At 61.5% G+C, this 447-nt stretch carries 1 pseudogene; it reads right to left on the reverse strand.

Annotated features, from left to right (window positions below):
• Positions 1-447: pseudogene (locus GNF76_RS29430) on the reverse strand (hypothetical protein); the annotation flags it as partial.

The raw sequence follows: 447 nt of genomic DNA on the forward strand, positions 1-447 counted from the left end.
TCGCAGCTTGCGCAGTTCATCCACCGGGGTCGGTGGCAGGATGCCGTTGAGTTCCCCGTCCGCGGTCACCAGGTTGTTGGTGTAGGTGGCTTCGAAGTAATGACTGCCATCGACATAGGTGCCCTCATATTCCATCCACATCCGTTGCAACCGCTGGATAAACGGCCAGCGGCTGAGGGTGGTGCGTTCCGTGCCGTTGAGGCGGGAGAGGTCCAGCACCGGGCTATCACCAATGCCTTCGATGGTCGGGATCGGCAAGGTGGTCAGGGCCAGCAACCGCAGCGTAAGGATGTCGGACGGCGTTTCCCGTGTGCCACGGATCAGGAAGTACTGCACCGTGATGTCGCGGCCCGCCGGATGAATATTGGCCCCGACCACGGCGGCCGGTACATCGAACTCCAGGGTCTGGTGGCTGTTGCCGTCCTTGGTCTCGCAATAAGTGCCGAT

The sequence above is a fragment of the Pseudomonas spelaei genome (genome assembly GCF_009724245.1).
Classification (GTDB): domain Bacteria; phylum Pseudomonadota; class Gammaproteobacteria; order Pseudomonadales; family Pseudomonadaceae; genus Aquipseudomonas; species Aquipseudomonas spelaei.